Here is a 20,506-nt window from a genome sequence, read left to right on the forward strand (position 1 = left end):
GGCCGTCGTGCGCGGCGGGGGTGGAATGCGAGGAGAAGGTCGAATCTGCAAGTAGTCCAATGGTGCCCCATTTTCCGTTTTGCGCGGATGGTTCCGGTATTTCGGATTGCGGATGGTCCTCAATCCCGCCGAGTGGGCCCTGATCCTCGTCGAGTGGGCCCTGATCCTCGTCGACTGGGCCCTCATCCCCGTCGACTGGGCCCTCGATCTCGTCGAGTGGACCCTAAATCCCGTCGAGTGGACCCAGGGGCGTGGGCTATTGCGACTCTGACTCCGACGCTGCGTCAGGGTTCAGGAAGAATAGGCCTGCGACGTGACCGCTCTCGTCGAAGGTTACTCGCCCGACCATCTCGCCGGCCTCGAACTCGAGCGGGACGTCGACGACGGTGTGGATGTCGTGCACCCGGACGTAGGCATCGTCGGCGATCGTCTCGAGTTCCCCGACTTGCGCAATAATCTGAGCCCACGCGTTGGGGATTTCCGCCTCGGGGAATGCTGCGGCCATGCGGGGGGCGAAGGTCGCGAAGATCCCAGCCCAGTCGTGGGCCGGCCACAGTTCGAAGAGGGTGCGGGCCTTGTCGTCGGCGCCGGTCAGTGGGGTGACGGTCATTGGGTCTCCTGTTCGCGGGTCGATGGGTTTGCCGAATCGTTGGAATGCCGCTTGTCGGGTAGTGCCGACAAAGTCACCGACGTCTTGCCAGGTGCACCCCGCATGCCGTGCTGCTCGGGCGGCTTCGCCGAGGAATTGATCTGACTCGCCGACCAACGAGTGGGCGTCCCGCAGGAAGGTGATCGCCTTCTCGCGTGAGTCGAGTGCCGAGGCGGCGGCTCGGAGGCTGGCTGTGCGCTGCTCGAGGGCGCGAGACAAGGAACTTTACGAACAGGGGTCCAGTCGGCGAGATCGAGGGCCCACTCGACGGGAATGAGGGCCCAGTCGGCGAGGATGAGGGCCCAGTCGGCGGGATCGAGGGCCCAGTCGGCGGAGTTTAGGGCCCAGTCGGCGAGGATGAGGGCCCAGTCGGCGGAATTTAGGGCCCAGTCGGCGAGCGGTAGGGGGCGGTCTCGGCGACGTTGTCGTCGACGAGAATCGGACGACCCAGCTGGGGAAAGGCGCGCTGGGCGCAGTTGGGTCGGTCGCAGACCTTGCAGCCGGCGCCGATGGGCACGATGCGGCGCGGGTCGTCGAGGTCGATGCCGGTGGAGTAGACCAGGCGGTCGGCATGGGCCAAGTCGCAGCCGAGGCCGATCGCGAAACTGCTGCGAGCGCCGAGGTAGCCCTGCATCGGCTCGTCGGTGGTGCGACCCAACCAGAAGTAGGAGCGGCCGTCGGGCATCGAGGACACCTGGGTCACGATTCGCCCCGGTGTCGTGAAGGCGTCGTGGACGACCCACAACGGGCAGCTGCCACCCACCCGGGAGAAGTGAAAGGCGGTGGCCGACTGCCGTTTGGAGATGTTCCCCGCCCGGTCGGTGCGTACGAAGATGAACGGAACGCCGCGCTGCTGGGGGCGTTGCAGCGTCGAGAGGCGGTGGCAGACCGTCTCGAAACCGACCTCGAAGCGCAGGCCGAGGACCTCGATGTCGTACCGGACCTCCTCGGCCGCGTTGTGGAACCGCGTGTAGGGCAGGACCAGGGCGCCGGCGAAGTAGTTGGCCAACCCGACTCGGGCCACCGGCACGGACTCTGCACCCAACTCGGCGGTGGCTGCGATCGCGTCGATCTGCGGCCCCTGCCTGAGGAAGGCGAGCTGCGTCGCCAGTTGGAACGCCCGTTGCCCGGGGCGCAATTGCCGGGCCAACGTGATGACCTTGGTCGCCGGGTCGAAGACGCGCTTGGGTGGGCGCCGGTCTGACGGGTCGGCGAGGGTCACGCGGATTCCGTGATCGCGTTCCAGCACGACGGCAAGCTGCTCGTCGAGACCGCCGATGCGCAGCCCCAAGTCGTCGAACATCTCCTCCGCGGCGACGTCGAGGGCGTGGATGTAGTTCTTCCGGTCGTAGAAGAAGTCGCGGACCTGCTCGAACGGTGTCGACACCCGCGGGGCCGCGTCCTCGTCGCGGTTGACCGTCGCGCGGTAGGTTTCCAGTTCCGTGGTGGCGGCGACGAGGCGCCGGTGCAACCCGACCATCGCCCTGCCGACGCCGGGCATCCGCGCCACCAACTCCTCGATCTCGGTCTGGCTGATGCCGTCGAATTCGGTGTGCCCGGCGGCCTCGGACAGGTCCCCGACGAGTCTGGCGTCGGTGTCGGTGGCGAAGTAGTCCGCGGCCAGGTCGAATTCGCGCTGGAGGGCCATCAGCACCGGGACGGTCAGCGGCCGGCGGTCGTTCTCCAACTGGTTGACGTAGCTCGTCGAGAGTCCGAGCCGCCTCGCCAACGCCACTTGGGAAATCTTCTGCTCGTCGCGGAGCCGACGCAGGCGGGCGCCCGACTGTGGTTTCCCGGCGTGACCAGACATGATGCCCCCATTCTTACACAAGGTTCGCAAATACCGTCACAGGAGTACGCAAAAGTACGCATGACCTGGGACTTTACAGGTCAATCGGGGTGTGCGTATGGTGCGAAACATGATCAATCACAAGGTACGCACCCACCGCAGCGCCGAGGACTTCCCGATCGAGGAGCACCTCGCCTACAAGATCGCGCAGATCGCCGTCGACCCCGTCGAGGTGCCGGCCGAGACCGCCGAGATGATCATCAACCGCGTCATCGACAACGCCTCCGTCAGCGCCGCCTCGGTCACCCGCCGCCCGGTCACGACCGCCCGCGCGCAGGCCGTCAGCCACCCCGCCAAGCCGGGTGCGCAGGTCTTCGGCGTCAACGGCAACTACTCGCCGGAGTGGGCCGCCTGGGCCAACGGCGTGGCCGTGCGCGAACTCGACTTCCACGACACCTTCCTGGCCGCGGAGTACTCCCACCCCGGTGACAACATTCCGCCGCTGGTGGCCGTCGCCCAACACAAGGGGGTGTCCGGCCACGACCTGATCCGCGGCCTGGCCACCGCCTACGAGGTCCAGATCGACCTGGTGCGCGGCATCTCCCTGCACAAGCACAAGATCGACCACGTCGCCCACCTCGGCCCGTCGGCGGCAGCCGGCATCGGCACCATGCTGGGCCTCGACATCGACACGATCTACCAGGCCGTCGGCCAGGCACTGCACCTCACCACCGCGACGCGGCAGTCGCGCAAGGGCCAGATCTCCAGCTGGAAGGCCTACGCCCCGGCACTGGCCGGCAAGGTCGCCATCGAAGCCGTGGATCGGGCCATGCGCGGCGAGGGCGCCCCGTCGCCGATCTGGGAGGGCGAGGACGGCGTCATCGCGTGGCTCCTCGACGGACCCGACGCGGAGTACACCGTTCCGCTGCCCGGGCCGGGCGAGCCGAAGCGGGCGATCCTCGACAGCTACACCAAGGAGCACTCCGCGGAGTACCAGAGCCAGGCGCCGATCGACCTCGCGCGCCGCATGCGCTCGCGCATCGACAACCTCGAGGACATCGAATCGATCGTCCTGCACACGTCCAACCACACCCACGTCGTCATCGGCACCGGGTCGAACGACCCGCAGAAGTTCGACCCGACGGCCAGCCGCGAGACGCTGGACCACTCGGTGATGTACATCTTCGCCGTCGCCCTGCAGGACGGCACCTGGGACCACGTGGAGTCCTACGCGCCCGAGCGCGCCGCCCGCCCCGACACCGTCGAACTGTGGCGGAAGATCTCCACCGTCGAGGACCCGGAGTGGACCCGGCGCTACCACAGCGAAGACCCCGACGAGAAGGCGTTCGGCGCCCGGGCGGTCATCACGCTGAAGGACGGCACCGTGATCACCGACGAGCTGGCCGTCGCCGACGCCCACCCGCTCGGCGCCCGCCCGTTCGCCCGCGAGCAGTACAAGGAGAAGTTCACCAAGCTCGCCAACGGGGTCATCGCCCCGGCCGAGCAGGAGCGTTTCCTGACCGCGGCCGAAGGCCTCGACTCGATCGCCGGCGGTGGTCTGAGCGCGCTCAACATCGTCGTCGAGAAGTCGGTCCTCGACGGTGCTCCGGCGATCGGCGGGGGGATCTTCTGATGGACCTCTTCTCCTCTGCGGTCACCGACACCGACAAGCGCAAGGCGCTGCGCGCCGGACTGAACTCCGGGGTGTTGCAGCGCTGGCCGGGGGCGTTCTCGCCGCTGGTCGCCAAACTGATCGAGGACATCGGGTTCGAGGGCGTCTACGTCTCCGGCGCGGTCCTGTCCGCCGATCTCGGCCTGCCCGACATCGGGCTGACCACCCTGACCGAGGTCACCGCCCGCGGCGGACAGATCGCCCGGGCGACGAACCTGCCGTCGCTCATCGACGCCGACACCGGATTCGGCGAGCCGATGAGTGCCGCGCGGACCATCGCGGCCCTCGAGGATGCCGGGTTGTCCGGCTGCCACCTCGAGGACCAGGTCAACCCGAAGCGGTGCGGCCACCTCGACGGCAAGGCGGTCGTGGAGACCGGCGAAATGGTCAAGCGGCTGCGCGCTGCGGTGGCCGGGCGGCGCGACGAGAACTTCGTCATCTGTGCCCGGACCGATGCGCGCGCCCTCGAGGGCCTCGACGCGGCGATCGACCGCGCCAAGGCTTACGCCGACGCGGGCGCCGACCTCATCTTCACCGAGGCGCTTGCCGACGCCGGCGAATTCGAGAAGTTCCGGGCCGCCGTCGACATCCCGCTGTTGGCGAACATGACCGAGTTCGGCAAGTCCGAACTGCTCACCGCCCAGCAGTTGGGCGATCTCGGCTACAACGCCGTGATCTACCCGGTGACCACCCTGCGCATTGCGATGGGCGCGGTCGAGGCCGGGTTGCGCGAGATCTCCGAGAAGGGAACCCAGGCCGGCCTTCTCGACGGTATGCAGCACCGCTCCCGTCTTTACGAGCTGCTGCGGTACTCGGAATACAACGAGTTCGACACGGCCACTTTCAATTTCACGATTCCAGGAGCGTGAAGCCATGACCAGCACCGAAGCCCCCGAGATTCGCAAGGGACTGGCCGGCGTCGTCGTCGACAACACCGCCATCTCCAAGGTGGTGCCCGAGACCAACTCGCTGACCTACCGCGGCTACGCGGTCCAGGACCTCGCCGCCCACTGCAGCTTCGAGGAGGTGGCCTACCTGCTGTGGCACGGTGAGCTGCCGACCCCGTCGCAATTGCAGCAGTTCAGCCAGAAGGAGCGGGCCAGCCGCCGGCTCGACCGTGCGGGGGAGTCGGTCCTGACCCGCATCCCGGACAACTGCCATCCGATGGATGTCTGCCGCACGATGATCAGCTTCCTGGGCACCACCGATCCCGACGAGGACGTGCCCACGCCGCAGGCGAATCTGGCGAAGGCGCAACGGATGTTCGCGGTGCTGCCGACGATCGTCGCCGCCGACATGCGGCGGCGCCGCGGCCTGGAGCCGATCGCGCCGCACCACGGCTACGGCTATGCCGAGAACTTCCTCAACATGTGCTTCGGCTCGGTGCCCGACCCGGTCATCGTCAAGGCCTTCGAGCAGTCGTTGATCCTCTACGCCGAGCACAGCTTCAACGCCTCGACCTTCGCCGCGCGCGTCGTCACGTCCACGACGTCGGACATCTACAGCGCGGTCACCGCGGCGATCGGTGCGTTGAAGGGCTCGCTGCACGGCGGCGCCAATGAGGCGGTCATGCACGACATGATCGACATCGACCGCCCGGAGCGGGTCACCGAGTGGCTCGACGGGATGCGGGAGCGCAAAGAGAAGATCATGGGCTTCGGCCACCGCGTGTACAAGAACGGCGACTCGCGGGTCCCGACGATGCACGAGGCCCTCGTCCGCGTCTCCGACCACCTCGGCGAGCCCAAGTGGCTGGCGATCTACGACGAGCTGGCCAGGCAGATGGACGAGCGCACCGGCATCAAGCCCAACCTCGATTTCCCCACCGGCCCGGCCTACCACCTGATGGGTTTCGACATCGGCTCGTTCACGCCGATTTTCGTGATGGCCCGGGTGACCGGCTGGACCGCGCATATCATCGAGCAGACCGGCGACAACGCGCTGATCCGCCCGCTGAGCGCGTACAACGGGTCGCCCCAACGCCCGGTAAAGGCCTGATCACTGGTGCAAAAGGTTCTCATTGCCAACCGCTCCGAGATTGCGGTGCGCGCCATCCGCGCGTGCCGCGAACTCGGTCTGCAGACCGTATCCATCTACCCGTACGAGGATCGGAATTCGTTGCACCGCAACGCGGCCGACGAGTCGTATCAGATCGGCGAGCGGGGACACCCGGTACGCGCCTATCTCGACATCGACGCGATCGTCGAGGTGGCGCGCGAGTGCGGCGCCGACGCGGTGTACCCCGGATACGGCTTTCTCTCCGAGAACCCGGGCCTGGCCCGGGCCTGCGAGGAGGCGGGGCTGACCTTTATCGGTCCGCCGGCAGACGTGTTGGACTGGACCGGAAACAAGGCGACGGCGATCGCCACCGCCCGCAAGGCGGGCGTTCCCGTTCTCGAGTCCACCGAGCCGAGCACCGACCTTGACGCGTTGGCCACGGCGGGGGAGGCCATGCGCTTCCCGCTGTTCGTCAAGGCGGTGGCCGGCGGCGGCGGGCGGGGGATGCGCCACGTCGACGACGCGTCGGGGCTGCGCGATGCTCTGGCCGCGGCGTCCAGAGAGGCCGAGTCGGCCTTCGGTGACGGAACCGTGTTCATCGAGCAGGCGGTGCCGTCCCCGCGCCACATCGAGGTGCAGATCCTCGGCGACGGGGTGGGCAACGTCGTCCACCTCTATGAGCGCGACTGCAGCGTGCAGCGGCGCCACCAGAAGGTCGTCGAACAGGCCCCCGCGCCGGATCTCGATCCCGAGCTGCGCGACGCCATCTGCGCCGATGCGGTGGCCTTCGCCAAGGCGATCGGCTACCGCGGGGCCGGCACCGTGGAGTTCTTGCTCGCGCCCGACGGGCACTACGTGTTCATCGAGATGAACCCGCGGATCCAGGTGGAGCACACGGTGACCGAGGAGGTCACCGACATCGACCTGGTCGCGGCCCAGCTGCAGGTGGCCGCCGGGGCGCGGCTGCCCGACCTCGGCATCACCCAGGATCGGATCGAGATCCACGGGTTCGCCGTGCAGTGCCGCGTGACGACCGAGGACCCGGCCAACGACTTCCGGCCCGACACCGGGACCATCACGACCTACCGCTCGCCGGGCGGGGCCGGCGTGCGCATCGACGGCGGTACCTACCTCGGTGCGGAGATCTCCGGCTACTTCGACTCGATGCTGGTCAAGGTGACCTGCCGCGGTAAGACGCGCGCCGCCGCCCTGACCCGCGCCCGTCGCGCGCTGGGCGAGTTCCGGATCGGCGGGGTGTCGACGAACATCGAGTTCCTGCTGTCACTGCTCTCCGACGATGACTTCACCGCCGGTGCGGTGACCACCGGATTCATCGCCGAGCACCCCGAGCTGCTGGTGTCGACCGCCTCGGATGCGCGGTGGGCCCGGCTCCTGGACTTCCTCGCCGACGTGACCATCAACCGGGAGTACGAGCGCCCGGCCACGGTGATCCGCCCGCGGGTGAAGCTCGCCCACCTCGACCTGCCCGAGGTGTCCGGCGGCAGCGCCGAGCGGCTGCGCGACCTCGGTCCGACCGGTTTCGCCGCGGTGCTGCGCCAGCAGGACGCGGTGGCGGTGACCGACACCAGCTTCCGCGACGCCCACCAGTCGTTGCTGGCCACTCGTCTGCGGACCAGCGGACTGGTGCGGGTGGCGCCCTATGTCTCGGCGCTCACCCCGCAGTTGTTCTCGGTCGAGTGCTGGGGCGGCGCGACCTTCGACACCGCACTGCGCTTCTGCAAAGAGGATCCGTGGGAGAGGTTGGAGAAGCTGCGCGAAGCCATCCCCAACATTTGTCTGCAGATGCTGCTGCGCGGCGCGAACACCGTCGGGTACACGCCCTATCCGACGGTCGTCACCACCTCGTTCGTGGAGGAGGCGGCCCGGACCGGAGTCGACATCTTCCGGATCTTCGACGCCCTCAACAGCGTCGAGGCGATGCGCCCGGCGATCGACGCGGTCCGCGAAGAAGGCCGCACCGTCGCCGAGGTGGCCCTCTGCTACACCGGCGACCTGAGCAACCCGGCCGAGGACCTTTACACCCTCGACTACTACCTGCGGCTGGCCGAACGGATCGTCGAGGCCGGTGCGCACATCCTCGCCATCAAGGACATGGCGGGGCTGCTGCGCCCGCCGGCCGCGGCGACACTGGTGACGGCGCTGCGGGAGAACTTCGACCTCCCCGTGCACGTGCACACCCACGACACCGCCGGCGGCCAGTTGGCCACCTACCTGGCGGCGGTCCAGGCCGGCGCCGACGCCATCGACGGGGCGACCGCCCCGCTGTCGGGCTCGACCAGCCAGCCGTCGCTGTCGGCCATCGTCGCCGCCTTCGACGGGACCGAGCGCGCGACCGGCCTCGACCTGGACGCCGTGTGCTCCCTGGAGCCCTATTGGGAGGCGCTGCGCAAGGTGTACGCGCCGTTCGACGTCGGCCAGCACCCGCCGACCGGCCGGGTGTACCGGCACGAGATCCCGGGCGGGCAGCTGTCGAACCTGTACCAGCAGGCCAGCGCCCTCGGTTTGGCCGACCGCTTTGAACTCATCGAGGACGCGTACGCCGGCGCCGACCGGATGCTCGGCCGCCTGGTGAAGGTGACCCCGTCGTCAAAGGTGGTGGGCGACCTGGCGCTGACGCTGGTGGCCAAGGGCATCACCGCCGACGAGTTCGCCGCGAATCCGGATGCCTTCGACATCCCGGAGTCGGTGATCGGCTTCTTCCGCGGTGAGTTGGGGGAACCGGCCGCGGGCTGGGTCGAGCCGTTGCGCAGCGAGGTGCTGCGCGGCCGGGGTGAGGCGCCGGAACCGACGCCGGTCGCCGACGATGACCGTGCGGTACTCGCCCAACCGGGGACGGCCCGGCGCGAAGTGCTCAACCGGCTGCTCTTCCCGGGGCCGACCAAGGACCTGGCCGAGCATCGGGCCACGTTCGGCGATACCTCCCGGCTCTCGGCCAACGCCTTCCTCTACGGCCTGCGCGCCGGTGTCGAGGAGCACGTCGAGCTGGAACCGGGCGTGGAGCGCACCATCGGGCTGGCCGCGGTCAGCGACGTCGACGAGAACGGCCAGCGCACGGTGATGTGCACGGTCAACGGCCAACTCCGTTCGGTGCTGGTGCGCGACCGGTCGGTCGCCGATGCGCCGACGGCCGCCGCCAAGGCCGATCCCGCCAACCCGCGCCACGTCGGCGCCCCCTTCGACGGGGTGATCTCGCTCAAGGTGAGCGTCGGGGACAAGGTTGCGGCGGGGGACCCGCTCGGCACCATCGAGGCGATGAAGATGGAGTCGACGATCACCGCGCCGCGGGCCGGGACGGTGGCGGGGCTGCCGCTGGGTTCGCAGGCAGACACCCACGGCGGCGACCTCATCGTCGAACTCGCTTAGCCGGCCAGCTCCGGCGCGGTGACACTTCGCGCATCCGGCGCGGTGACACTTCGCGCATCCGGCGCGGTGACACTTCGCGCATCCGGCGCGGTGACACTTCGCGCATCCGGCGCGGTGACACTTCGCGCCTCCGGCGCGGTAACACCTCGCGCATCCGGCGAGGTAGTGCGAGGTGCGGTAGATTCGGCGACCGACGCCGCCGAACCGAGTGAAGGATTCGACATGACCGTTTCGCCCCTCCGCCGCCTGCGCCTCGGGACCGCCGTGGCCTGCGCCGGCCTAGCCGTGACGACGTCGCTGTTCGTCGTGCCCGTCGCCTCTGCCAAGCCCCAGGGCGCACCGATCGTCGCCGGCGGGAATGCGGTGCTCGGCAACGGGTGCACCTACACCATCGGGGTGCGGGTGGGGCCGGCGAAACCGGCCCGGCCGGGTCGGGCGACCGAGCAGCCGGCGGCGCCCAAGGCCAAGGCCGACGACGGGACCGGGCGGGTGGTCTTCTGGGAGACCGCGGCCACCGCGAAGCCCGGTGCCCGCAGCAGTGTGCGGATCGGGAGCGCCAAGCCCAACGACAAGGGTGTCGCGGTCCTCAACTGGACGCCGCGCACCACCGGCGGCCGCGCGGTTTGGGCCCATCAGAAGGGCTGGTCCACCGCGCTGCAGGTGACCGTGGCCCCGGCGTTGGCGCTGGGTCCGCTCTGCTTGATGTCGCAATAGGCTTGATGTCGCACTAGACGACCGAGAAAACGGACCGCCCCGCACGGCACGAGCCATGCGGGGCGGTCCGGTTCGTCAGCCGGGTCAGGCGTTTGCGGCGGGGCGAACGGCCTTCGCGGCTTCGACCAGGTTGCGCAGCGAGGCGGTGACCTCCTCGTTGCCGCGGGTCTTCAAACCGCAGTCCGGGTTGACCCACAGGCGCTGGGCGGGCACGGCCTTGAGGGCGGCCTGCAGCGACGCGGTGATCTCGTCGGTGGACGGGACGCGCGGGGAGTGGATGTCATACACACCCGGCCCGACGCCGTTGGCGAAGCCGATGGCGTTGAGGTCGTCGAGGACCTCCATCGCCGAACGGGCCGCCTCGATCGAGGTGACATCCGCGTCCAGGTCGGCGATGGCACCGATGACCTCGCCGAACTCCGAGTAGCACAGGTGCGTGTGGATCTGCGTGGTGTCCTCGATACCGGCCGTCGAGAGGCGGAACGCGTCCACCGCCCAGCGCAGGTAGGCGGGCTTGTCGGCGTCGCGCAGCGGAAGGAGCTCGCGCAGTGCCGGCTCGTCGACCTGGATGATGCCGATGCCGGCCGCCTCGAGGTCGACGGTCTCGTCGCGGATGGCCAGCGCGATCTGGTTCGCCGAGTCCTTCTCCGGCTGGTCGTCGCGGACGAAGGACCATGCCAGGATCGTCACCGGGCCGGTGAGCATGCCCTTGACCGGCTTCTCGGTCTTGGACTGCGCATAGGTGATCCAGTCGACGGTCATCGGCGCCTGGCGGACGACGTCGCCGAACAGGATCGGCGGTCGCACGCAGCGGGTGCCATAGGACTGCACCCAGCCGTTCTGGGTGGCGAAGAACCCGTCGAGCTGCTCGGCGAAGTACTGCACCATGTCGTTGCGCTCGGGCTCGCCGTGCACCAGCACGTCCAGGCCGAGTTCCTCCTGCAGGGTGATCACCGCGTCGATCTCGGCCCGCATGCGCGAGTTGTACTCGGCCTCGTCGATCTCCCCCTTGCGCAGCGCGGCGCGCGCGTTGCGGATCGCCGACGTCTGCGGGTAGGACCCGATGGTCGTCGTCGGCAGCAGGGGCAGCCCGAGGCGGTCCTGCTGCGCGGCCAGACGGCCAGCGCTCTCGCCGCGGCTCAGCTGGTCGTCGGTGATCGCCGCCAGGCGCTCGCGCACGGCGTCGACGTGCACGCGGGGATCGGTCGCCCGCGTGGCCAGTGCCGCGGCGGAGGCCTCGAAGGCGTCGGCGACGGTGTCGCGGCCACGGTGCAGGGCCGCGGCGAGGGTGGCCACCTCGGCGAACTTCTCCGCGGCGAAGGCGAGCCAGCCGCGCAGGTTGTCGTCCAGCTCGGTTTCCGGTGCCAGCGAGTACGGCACGTGCAGGGTCGAGCACGACGTGGACACCGCCACCGCGCGGGCCGACCCGAGCAGGGTGCCCAGCGTGGCCAGCGCCTTGTCCAGGTCGGTGCGCCAGATGTTGCGCCCGTTGACGACGCCGGCGACGAGCAGCTTGTCGGCCAGCGCGGGAACCGCGGCAACCGTGTCGGCGCTGCCGTAGACGAGGTCGACGCCGATTGCCTCGACGCCGGTCCCGGCCACGGCGGCGAGCACGTCGGCACCCGGATCGCCGAAGTAGGTGTTGACGAACAGGGCCGGGCGCTGTGCGGCGGCCGACAGGCGTGCGTAGACCGACCCGGCGACCTCGGCCGCGGTGGACGTCTCGGCGTCATCGCCGATGATGTCGGTGACCAGGACCGGCTCGTCGATCTGCACCCACTCGGCACCGGCCTGGGCCAACGCGCCCAGCAGTTCCTCGTACACCGGCAGCAGGTCGTCGATCCGGCCCAGCGGGTCGGTGTCGTCGGTGGACTTCGCCAGGGCCAGGAACGTGATCGGGCCGATGACCACCGGACGGGCGGCCACTCCGAGGTTGGCGGCCTCGGCGTACTCGGCCAGCACCTTGGTCGCATCGAGGGAGAACTGCGTTTGCGCCGAGAGCTCGGGGACCAGGTAGTGGTAGTTCGTGTCGAACCACTTGGTCATCTCCAGCGGGGTGAGCTCGGCGGTGCCGCGCGCGGCCGCGAAGTAGCGGTCCAGGTCGTCCTCGACGGCGGCGAACCGCGGCGCCAGGGCGCCGAGCATGATCGCGGTGTCGAGCATCTGGTCGTAGTAGGAGAAGGTGTTGACCGGGACCGAGTCGAAACCGGCGTCGCGCAGCTGGCGCGACGTCTCGCCGCGCAGCGAGGCGGCCACGGCCTCCAGCGACGACCGGTCGGTCTGGCCCTTCCAATAGCCTTCGACGGCCCGCTTGAGTTCGCGGTTGGCTCCGATCCGCGCGGTACCGCCGACGGTCGCGGTGAAATCGGGTGCTTTCGTGGTGTCCGAGGACATGTGTAGTTGCTCCTGTGGGTGAAATCCGATGGTTCACCACCCGACGGGCGCGGAGCAACGGCGCGGCGGCGGCGCCAGGGATAGGAGCCGGTACTGCCGGTGTCGTCGACCCGTGCGCCCAGATCCTCGAGGCGATGAGCCACCGGGCACGGCGTGCCCGGCACAACTGGCAGGTCTTCGGACTGATCGGCACGTGGCGGGGCCACACCTACTGACTGTCGCTTCCCAGGACGAGGCCCAGTGCATTGACAGTGGTCGCTTCCGATTCACCGCTGCGGGGTCAGTTCCGGATTCGCACCGGATTCCCTCTCGTCGTCGTCGGTACCCCGGGGATCTACTCGGCGGGGACCGGTGACGACTCGGCGGATGACGCGCGGGCCAGGGGCTCCTCATACTCGCGGTCATCGCGGACCAATTGCGGTTCCATCCTAGCCGACGCCACGGCCCGTGCCGAACCCAGCGTGACGACGAAGACGACGAGCGCGGCCCAGCCCACCGGGTCGCCCAGGCTCTGCTTGGCCATCAGCAGGATGGCCACGCCACCGGCGCAGACCAGCGCGCCCATGGCGACGGCACGGCCGCCGGCGGCGGTGACGCGGTCGTCCCACCAAGGCAGGCGGCGGTGTTCGACCGGCAGCAGTGCGGCGAAGACCAGGGTCATGACGACCGCGAACACCAGGGCGCGCAGTGCCATCAACGGCCAGAACCCGGCTTGCTCGGGGGAGTAGACGTCCAACCCGGCGGTGTGCAGGATCAGGATTGCCGCGACGATCGCGGGGATGTGCCACAGGTACAGCGTCATCGCGCCGCCGTTGCCGATCGCCACCCATCGCCAGACGTGCGGGCGCTGCGCCCACCGGCCGATCCGGTCGGCCGCCGCGACGAACAGCAGGCTCATCCACACGCAGTGCAGACCCAGCACCAGGGTGGGCGGGGTGACGTTGGACATGGTCTCGTTGCCGGTGACGACCAGCGCGAGCTCGTAGGGGCCGGCCGCCACCAGCACGATGGTGGCGACGAACGCGGCGGCCGCCATCACCAGGGCCGTCGCGGTGGTCAGGTAGCGGCGCGAGTAGGCCACGCCGATGACGACCGGAATCAGCCACACGATCAAGAAGTTGGGCATCCCGGGCACCAGGCTGTCGAAACGGATGCGGGCGGCATCGGCCACCGCGGCGAGCCCGAGCAGGGCCACGACCAGCACGGCGAAGGACCTCGGCGACGACAACCGGGTCAGCGCCGGGACGAAGGCGAGGACGGCCAGGTAGACGCCGATGAACCACAACAGCGCCACGCACTGCTCGCCGAGCTGGGCGCCCGCGGTCGGGCCGAGGATCACCCGGGTGGCGGCCAGCGCGAGGCTCCACAGCGCCAGGTACACGAACACCGGGCGGCACAACCGCTGGGCGCGGGTGAACAACCACAGGCCCCAGGGTTGGCGCCGGGGCGCGGCCCGGTCCAGCCCGTAAGCGGCCGACGTCGCGCCGGCGAGGAAGAACAGCGGCATGACCTGGAGGATCCAGGTGATCGGGCGCAACGCGGGCATCTCGCCGAGAACGTTGCCGACCCAGAGTGACGACCCGGTGAGGGTGGCCAGCACCAGGAAGCAGTGGCCGAACATCACGACGAGCAGGCTCGCGATGCGGGCGACGTCGACGGCGCGGTCGCGTTCGGTGGGGGTGTCCCGGGCGACGCGGTTCGCCGACGGGAACACCGCGGCCGTGTACGCACAGACACGGGACAGAAGGGTGGGGCGGGGGCTGGTGGACGCACTCATGCCCTCCATCCTGCGGATTCGGCGGCGCACACAGATGTGTGGTTCTACTCAGCCGGGGTGGGGGGTTGCAACCGATTGGGCCGCCCGTGCGTCCAAGAAGTATGACGACAATTCCCATCGACGCCGACGGTGCCGTCCGCCGCAGTTCCCTCGTGGCCCGGGGCGTGCCGGTGGGCGCGCTGTACCGGGCCCTCGCCGACGGAGAGCTGATCCGCATCGGCTCCGGGCTGTTCGTCCCCGCCGCGTCGGCTCGCCCCGACCACCGGCAGCGGCTGATGATCGGCGAGGTGGACAGCTCGCCCGACGCGGTGTTCAGCCACGTGTCGGCCGCGGTGCTGCACGGTCTGCCGATGCTGCGGCCACACCTGGGCGACGTCCATCTGACGGTGCCGTCGCCGTCCGCGCGGCTGCGCGGCGAGTTTCGTTGCAGTCACGTCGAGCCGCTGTCGCGCGACGAGGTGGTCCAGGTCGACGACCGCTGGGTGACGACGCTGGAGCGTACCGCCGTCGATGTCGCGGCCACCACGTCGATGGGATTCGCCGGTGCGCTGGCCGTCTTCGACGCGGCGCTGCGGATGGGGGCCCAACCCGACGTCCTTGCCGCCATCGCCGGGCGCCGGATCGGCTCGGCCGCCGTCGTGCGCGCCGCCCTGCGCCACTCGTCGCCGTGTGCGGACGGGGTGGGGGAGTCGTGGTGCCGCGCCCAGATGCTGCTCGACGGCCTGCCCCGGCCACGGCTGAAGACGCCGGTGTGCACCCTCGGCGGCGTGGTCCTCGCCGAGCCCGACATGGATTGGAACGGCGTCGTGCTCGCCGAGTTCGACGGCGCGTCGCGGCGCCAGCGGGTGCGGGTTCCCGGGGACTCGATGATCTCGGCGGTGTGGCGGACGATTCTGCGCGACGAGGAACTGCGCCGCCGCGGCATCCGGGTGCTGCGCTTCACCTGGGCCGACCTCGAACGCCACGATGTGGCGGCCGCGTGCCGCTACGCGCTGCGGCGGGCCGGCCTGGTGCCGACAGCGCAGATGCCGACAGGGCCGATGCCTACAGCGACTGCAAGAACCGCGTGACGACGGGCAGGGAGTCCTCGAGGCTGGCCTGCTGGCCGTCGCGGGCCCGCCCGAGGGGTGCCTGCCCGGCTTCGGCGGTGATGAGCGACATCAGCTCGCCGGTCGTCGGCTCGCACACGGCCCAACTGAAGCGGGTCTCCTCGGCCCACCCGGCGTCGGCGGCGGTGACGAAGCCGGCCGGATCGGCGATCCCGAGATCGGCCAGGGCGGGTACGTCGCTGACCCGGTCGTCATTGCGCAGCGCGCGCAGATACCACGCGCCGGCGTTGATCTCGACGGCCTCCACGGGCGTTCGGGACCGGCTACTTGATCTCGAGCAGGAGGGTGCCCTGGGTGACGGCGTCGCCGGCGCTGACCGAGAGTCCGGTGACGGTCCCCGACTTGTGTGCGTTGACCGGGTTCTCCATCTTCATCGCCTCGAGCACGACGACCAGATCGCCTTCGGCGACCTCCTGGCCCTCCTCGACGGCGACCTTGACGACGGTGCCCTGCATCGGCGCGGAGATCGTGTCGCCGGACTGGCCGCTCGCGCCGCCCTTGGTGCGGGTGCGCGACTTGGGCTTGCGGCGCACGGCGCCGGTCCGGACGCCGTTCTCGCCGATGGCGAGGTCGCCGGGCAGCGACACCTCCACGCGGCGGCCGTCGATCTCGACGACGACCTTCTGGCGCGGCAGGGAATCGTCCTCGTCGAGGGCTGCGTTGCCGCCGAATGCCTCGATCGGGTTGTCCCACTCGGTCTCGATCCACTTGGTGTAGACCTCGAAGGACTCCCCGTCGCCGATGAAGGCGGGGTTGCTGACGATGTGGCGGTGGAACGGGATGACCGTCGCCAAGCCGTCGACCTCGAACTCGTCGAGGGCGCGGCGGGCGCGCTCGAGGGCCTGCGTGCGGTTCTCGCCGGTGACGATCAGCTTGGCGAGCATCGAGTCGAACTGGCCGCCAATGACGTCGCCCTGCCGCACGCCGGAGTCCACGCGCACACCCGGCCCGGAGGGCTCGCGGTAGGTGCTGATCGGGCCGGGGGCGGGGAGGAAGCCGCGGCCGGCGTCCTCGCCGTTGATGCGGAACTCGAAGGAGTGGCCGCGGGGGGTCGGATCCTCGGTGATGCTCAGTTCCTCGCCCTCGGCGATGCGGAACTGCTGGCGGACCAGGTCGATCCCGGCGGTCTCCTCGGTGACCGGGTGCTCGACCTGCAGGCGGGTGTTGACCTCGAGGAAGGAGACGGTGTCCCCCTGGACGAGGTACTCGACGGTGCCGGCGCCGTAGTAGCCGGCCTCACGGCAGATGGCCTTGGCCGAGGAGTGGATGCGGTTGCGCTGGTCGTCGGTGAGGAACGGCGCGGGGGCCTCCTCGACGAGCTTCTGGAAGCGGCGCTGCAACGAACAGTCGCGGGTGCCGGCGACGACGACGTTGCCGTGCTGGTCGGCGATGACCTGGGCCTCCACGTGGCGGGCCTTGTCGAGGTACTGCTCGACGAAGCACTCGCCGCGGCCGAAGGCGGCCACCGCTTCGCGGGTCGCCGACTCGAAGAGTTCGGGGATCTCCTCGATGGTGTGGGCGACCTTCATGCCGCGGCCACCACCGCCGAAGGCCGCCTTGATGGCCACCGGCACGCCGTACTCCTGCGCGAATGCGACCACCTCGCCGGCGTCCTTCACCGGGTCCTTGGTGCCCGCGGCCATCGGGGCCTTCGCCCGTTCGGCGATGTGGCGCGCGGTCACCTTGTCACCGAGGTTGCGGATCGACTCGGGCGACGGGCCGATCCAGATGAGCCCGGCGTCGATGACGGCCTGCGCGAACTCGGCGTTCTCGGAGAGGAAGCCGTAGCCCGGGTGGATAGCGTCGGCGCCCGACTTCTTCGCGGCGTCGAGGAGCTTGTCGAACACCAGGTAGGACTCGGCCGAAGTCTGCCCGCCCAGCGCGAACGCCTCGTCGGCGAGCTGGACGAACATCGCGTCCGCATCCGGTTCGGCGTAGACGGCGACGCTGGTGATTCCGGCGTCGCGCGCTGCGCGAATGACTCGGACAGCGATCTCGCCGCGGTTGGCGATGAGGACTTTGGTGATCCTGGCGTTAGTGGGCACGTAGTCTCCTGTGGCTGCGGACGCTGGGGTGAGCGCTCATCGGATTCTAAACGCGATCGTATCGGGCTTCACACCGGACCCCGGCGTGAGACCGGGAGCGCTGACAACACCCTAGCGGTCCAGAGCGAACCCTCGGTCGTGCCACGAGCTGCGCGCCGCGACATCGGCGATGAGATCGGAAATGGCAGAGGCGAATCCGCGGACATCCGCATCGAGGTCGGCGGGGTAGCGCGCCGACAACCGCAATCCGGCCGGGGTGCGGTTGACCCAGAGGTACACCTCGTCGTCGGCGTAGCGGTGCGAGCGCAGGACTCGGGCCGCACCGGCGTCGTCGGCCGCGGCACCCGGTGCCCCGCGGCTGTCGAGGAAAGAGATGACGAACTGGGGCGAGTCCACCGCGTGGACGATCTGCGCCACCCGCAGCAGCGGGAGTGACGCGGCGATCCGTCCGCGGCGCAACTCTGCCGAGGCGCGGATCGAGAGTTGGGCGAAGGTCGTCACGCCGGTGAGGTCCAACTCGAACGGCGACAACGACACGAACCAGCCCAGTGCGGTTTGCCATTGCGGTTCGTGCCGGGTGTGTCGGGGCAAGACCGCGCGGAACCGGGTCGACCCGGTGCGCTCGTAGGAGGCGAAGGCCAGCGCGGCCATCACCCCGGCGAACAGCGTCGTCCCCGCCTCGGCGCAGACCGCGGTGAACTCGTTGGTCGTCGTGTCGTCGGCCAGCAGCGCGTAGAGGGACTGCTGGGGTTGCGCCTCGGCGGCGGCCTCCGATCCTTCCTCGTAGCCGCCGACGGCGAATCCGTGGACTTGCTCGTGCGCCCGGGCGGGGTGGGCGGCCGGATCGTCGAGGGGCAGCGTCGGATAGCGCGGCATCCCCTCGGCGAGGAAGGAGGCCCACGCGTCGACGGCCGGGTGGGAGGCGTCGGACCCGTCGGCCTCGTCGCGTTCGGTGGCGCTGAAGTCGATGTAGCTGCCGACGGTCGCGGCCGGGATGAGCGGGGTGGCGGCGGTCCGCGTGGTGCGGCCCAGCTCCACGACGGCCGCGTGGTAGTGGGCGCGCAGTTGCGACACCAGCATGATCAGCGAATAGCCGTCAAGGAGTGAGTGGTCGCCCGCGAACAGCAGGGTGAACGAGTGTTCCCGGCCCACCGTGGCGAAGCAGTACGCCGGCCACCGCACCGGGGCGGTGCTGCGGTCGAACCAACCCGCGATCTGCTCCACCAGCAGCGTCGGGTCGTGATACCAGCCGATCCGGCTCATCTTCAGCGACACCGAGCCCGGATCGGCGGTGTAGCGGCGCAGCTGCGGGTGCTCCAGGTCGCCGGAGATCAGGACGTGGGAGCGCAGCACCTCATGCCGGTCGATCCACGCGGTGAGTGCCGACCGGATGGCCGGGATGGACAGCGGCTCGTCGAATTCGATCGCCACCCCGAGCCAGGACTCGCGACCGCCGGTGTGCCCGGTCTCCCGCTGGTAGGCCACGGCCTCGCACAGGTGGCGTTCGTGGTTGTGCGAGGTCGGCCGTGGATCGGCGTGCAACGACGACGGGCCCGGCAGCTTCGGGGTCCACTCCACGAGTCCGCCCGGGGCCAGCGGCAGATCGAGGATCTGGAGGAAATCCATCGCCCCGCGTTACCCGGCGCGGGCGATGGCGGCCTTGATGCGCGCCAACATCCCGGCCAGGCCGCGCAGTCGCAGCGGCGACACCACCGATGCGAGCCCGAGCTCGTGGCCGAAGTCGGCCGGCACCGCGGTGATCACCTCGGCGGGCTGGCCGTCGAGGCCCTGGTGCAGGATCGCCGCGAAACCGCGCGTCGTCGGGGCCTCGCGGGGGGCACTGAAATAGAGCCGCACCGCGCCGCGGTCAGACGCATCGACCGAGAGGAAGATCGGCGACTGGCACTCGGGCACCGGTTCCATCGCCTCGGGCGCCAGGTGCTCGGGCAGCGGCGGCAAGTCGTCGGCGAACTCCAGCAGCAGCGTCGCCCGGTCCGACTCGGACAGGGCGGTGAAGTCGTCGACGATCTCGGCGAGCGGCGCGGGCAGACCGGTCACGGGGCGCCAGACCCGCCGATCGTGCCCGGCTCCTCGCCGACGGCGATCGGCACGCGCACCCGGTTGCCCCACTCGGTCCAAGAACCGTCGTAGTTGCGGACCTTGTCGAAGCCGAGGAGGTGGGTGAGCACGAACCACGTGTGGCTCGAGCGCTCGCCGATGCGGCAGTAGGCGACCGTCGGGGTCGCCGGGTCGAAGCCGGCGTAGACCTCCTCCAGCTCGGCGCGCGACCGGAACCGGCCGTCGGGCGCGGCGGCCTTGGCCCACGGGATGGAGACCGCCGTCGGGATGTGTCCGCCGCGCAGCGCGCCCTCTTCGGGGTAGTCGGGCATGTGCGTGCGCTCGCCGGTGTACTCCTGCGGCGATCGGACGTCGATGAGCGGCTGCCGGCCGAGGATGTCGAGCACCTGGTCGGCATAGGCGCGGATCGCCGAGTCGTGGCGCTCGACGACCGGGTAATCGCTGCGCGGGAACTCCGGGACGTCGAAGGAGGTGTCGCGGTCCTCGGCGAACCAGGCGTCGCGGCCGCCGTCGAGCAGGCGGACGTCGGGATGGCCGAACAGCGTGAACACCCACAGGGCATAGGCGGCCCACCAGTTGGACTTGTCGCCGTAGATGACGACGGTGTCGTCGCGGCTGATGCCCTTGGACCGCATCAGTTCGGCGAACTGCTCGCCGTTGATGTAGTCGCGGGTGACCGGGTCGTTGAGGTGGAGGTGCCAGTCGACCTTCTGCGCCGTCGGGATGTGGCCGATGTCGTAGAGCAGCACGTCCTCGTCGGACTCGATGACCTTCAGGCCGGGGGTTCCGAGCCGCGACGCGAGCCATGCGGTGCTGACCAACCGCTCCGGGTGGGCGTAGTCGGCGAAAGCCAGATTCGGGTCGAGTTCAACACCCATGATGGGGAGCCTTTCATC

16 protein-coding genes and 1 riboswitch are annotated in these 20,506 nt (G+C 69.8%); of the genes, 7 read left to right on the forward strand and 9 right to left on the reverse strand.

Going from position 1 to position 20,506, the window contains the following annotated elements:
• The first annotated feature begins 112 nt into the window (after positions 1–112).
• Positions 113–271, forward strand: a complete 159-nt coding sequence (locus nbrcactino_RS06895; RefSeq protein WP_161926685.1) for a hypothetical protein — start codon at positions 113–115, stop codon at positions 269–271.
• Here the strand turns inward: nbrcactino_RS06895 and nbrcactino_RS18145 are convergent.
• Both nbrcactino_RS18145 and nbrcactino_RS06905 read right to left on the reverse strand, forming a co-directional pair.
• Positions 257–610: a DUF3887 domain-containing protein gene (locus nbrcactino_RS18145; protein WP_228460719.1), complete on the reverse strand. Its 354-nt coding sequence runs from the start codon at positions 608–610 to the stop codon at positions 257–259. The genes nbrcactino_RS06895 and nbrcactino_RS18145 overlap by 15 nt on opposite strands.
• Positions 611–1,028: 418 nt before the next feature.
• The gene (locus nbrcactino_RS06905; protein ID WP_161926687.1) at positions 1,029–2,459 is read right to left on the reverse strand and encodes a short-chain fatty acyl-CoA regulator family protein; all 1,431 of its coding nucleotides are present in this window, start codon (positions 2,457–2,459) and stop codon (positions 1,029–1,031) included.
• A 109-nt stretch (positions 2,460–2,568) separates the two neighbouring features.
• Here nbrcactino_RS06905 and prpD point away from each other — a divergent pair, with 109 nt between their 5' ends.
• From prpD to nbrcactino_RS06930, 5 genes are all read left to right on the forward strand, one after another.
• Entirely contained in the window at positions 2,569–4,071 is a 1,503-nt protein-coding gene (prpD, locus tag nbrcactino_RS06910; protein WP_161926688.1) for a 2-methylcitrate dehydratase PrpD, read from the forward strand.
• Complete coding sequence (prpB, locus tag nbrcactino_RS06915) at positions 4,071–4,979, forward strand: methylisocitrate lyase (RefSeq protein WP_161926689.1); 909 nt, start codon at positions 4,071–4,073, stop codon at positions 4,977–4,979. Before prpD ends, prpB begins: the two co-directional genes overlap by 1 nt.
• A gap of 4 nt (positions 4,980–4,983) precedes the next feature.
• Entirely contained in the window at positions 4,984–6,108 is a 1,125-nt protein-coding gene (locus tag nbrcactino_RS06920) for a bifunctional 2-methylcitrate synthase/citrate synthase (protein ID WP_161926690.1), read from the forward strand.
• Positions 6,109–6,111: 3 nt separating this feature from the next.
• Entirely contained in the window at positions 6,112–9,492 is a 3,381-nt protein-coding gene (locus nbrcactino_RS06925; protein ID WP_161927639.1) for a pyruvate carboxylase, read from the forward strand.
• Positions 9,493–9,714: 222 nt separating this feature from the next.
• A complete protein-coding gene (locus nbrcactino_RS06930) occupies positions 9,715–10,206 on the forward strand; it encodes a hypothetical protein (protein ID WP_161926691.1) in 492 nt (163 codons plus the stop codon).
• A gap of 84 nt (positions 10,207–10,290) precedes the next feature.
• Here nbrcactino_RS06930 and metE read toward each other — a convergent pair whose 3' ends face one another.
• Together metE and nbrcactino_RS06940 are read right to left on the reverse strand one after the other, a co-directional pair.
• Positions 10,291–12,600, reverse strand: a complete 2,310-nt coding sequence (gene metE, locus nbrcactino_RS06935; protein ID WP_161926692.1) for a 5-methyltetrahydropteroyltriglutamate--homocysteine S-methyltransferase — start codon at positions 12,598–12,600, stop codon at positions 10,291–10,293.
• A 151-nt stretch (positions 12,601–12,751) separates the two neighbouring features.
• Positions 12,752–12,968: riboswitch (cobalamin riboswitch) on the reverse strand.
• Entirely contained in the window at positions 12,935–14,377 is a 1,443-nt protein-coding gene (locus tag nbrcactino_RS06940; protein ID WP_161926693.1) for an acyltransferase family protein, read from the reverse strand. It overlaps the preceding riboswitch by 34 nt.
• A gap of 101 nt (positions 14,378–14,478) precedes the next feature.
• Between nbrcactino_RS06940 and nbrcactino_RS06945 the strand changes: the two genes are divergently transcribed.
• Positions 14,479–15,447, forward strand: coding sequence for a hypothetical protein (locus nbrcactino_RS06945; RefSeq protein ID WP_161926694.1), 969 nt, complete (start codon positions 14,479–14,481; stop codon positions 15,445–15,447).
• Here nbrcactino_RS06945 and nbrcactino_RS06950 read toward each other — a convergent pair.
• The 5 genes from nbrcactino_RS06950 to nbrcactino_RS06970 form a co-directional block, all read right to left on the reverse strand.
• Positions 15,422–15,733 (reverse strand): hypothetical protein, encoded by a 312-nt coding sequence (locus nbrcactino_RS06950; RefSeq protein ID WP_161926695.1) that lies wholly within the window; start codon positions 15,731–15,733, stop codon positions 15,422–15,424. The two genes, nbrcactino_RS06945 and nbrcactino_RS06950, sit on opposite strands and share 26 nt — an antisense overlap.
• 16 nt (positions 15,734–15,749) lie before the next feature.
• Complete coding sequence (locus tag nbrcactino_RS06955; protein ID WP_161926696.1) at positions 15,750–17,531, reverse strand: acetyl/propionyl/methylcrotonyl-CoA carboxylase subunit alpha; 1,782 nt, start codon at positions 17,529–17,531, stop codon at positions 15,750–15,752.
• 111 nt (positions 17,532–17,642) lie between these two features.
• Positions 17,643–19,157 carry a condensation domain-containing protein gene (locus tag nbrcactino_RS06960; RefSeq protein ID WP_161926697.1) on the reverse strand — a complete coding sequence of 505 codons (1,515 nt, stop codon included), beginning with the start codon at positions 19,155–19,157 and terminating at the stop codon, positions 17,643–17,645.
• A gap of 9 nt (positions 19,158–19,166) precedes the next feature.
• Positions 19,167–19,589, reverse strand: coding sequence for a SufE family protein (locus nbrcactino_RS06965; protein ID WP_161926698.1), 423 nt, complete (start codon positions 19,587–19,589; stop codon positions 19,167–19,169).
• Positions 19,586–20,488 carry a sulfurtransferase gene (locus tag nbrcactino_RS06970; protein ID WP_161926699.1) on the reverse strand — a complete coding sequence of 301 codons (903 nt, stop codon included), beginning with the start codon at positions 20,486–20,488 and terminating at the stop codon, positions 19,586–19,588. The genes nbrcactino_RS06965 and nbrcactino_RS06970 overlap by 4 nt, the downstream gene beginning before the upstream one ends.
• Positions 20,489–20,506: the final 18 nt, after the last annotated feature.

Source organism: Gordonia crocea, assembly GCF_009932435.1.
GTDB lineage: Bacteria > Actinomycetota > Actinomycetes > Mycobacteriales > Mycobacteriaceae > Gordonia > Gordonia crocea.